This window comes from Bacillus carboniphilus (assembly GCF_039522365.1).
Classification (GTDB): Bacteria; Bacillota; Bacilli; order Bacillales; family JC228; genus Bacillus_BF; species Bacillus_BF carboniphilus.
In genome coordinates, this window is record NZ_BAAADJ010000027.1 from 1 (window position 1) to 627 (window position 627).

General features: G+C 41.3%; 1 protein-coding gene. It reads left to right on the top strand.

The window, feature by feature from the left end:
• Window positions 1-627: group II intron reverse transcriptase/maturase (ltrA, locus tag ABDZ91_RS14100; protein ID WP_343800027.1), on the top strand; the 627-nt coding region annotated here is incomplete at both ends.

Genomic DNA, 627 nt, shown 5'->3' on the forward strand with positions numbered 1-627 from the left:
TTAACTGCTCTTAAAAGAGTAGAGCGAAACAAAGGAAGTCACGGTGTAGACGAAATGTCCGTAAAAGACCTACGTAGACATCTCTATGAAAATTGGGACTCCCTTCGGGAGGCTTTAAGAAATGGAACTTATCAACCTTCGCCCGTACGTCGTGTCGAAATCCCGAAACCAAACGGCGGTGTGAGGTTATTAGGCATTCCTACCGTGACAGACCGTTTCATACAACAAGCTATTACCCAACAATTGAATCCGATATTTGACCCTACATTTTCTGAACACAGTTATGGTTTCCGACCAAATAGAAGAGCCCATGACGCTGTAAGAAAAGCAAAAGGGTTTATTACTGAAGGATATCGATGGGTAGTAGACATAGACTTGGAGAAATTCTTTGATAAAGTCAACCATGACAAGCTTATGGGTACACTAGCCAAATCTATCAAGGACAGAAAACTTCTAAAACTAATCCGTAAATATTTACAGGCGGGAATCATGATAAACGGAATAGTCCATAACTCGGAGGAAGGAACTCCGCAAGGAGGTCCACTAAGTCCCTTACTTTCTAATATCGTGTTGCATGAATTAGATTTAGAACTAGAAAAGAGAGGTCATAAATTCGTCCGCTATGCG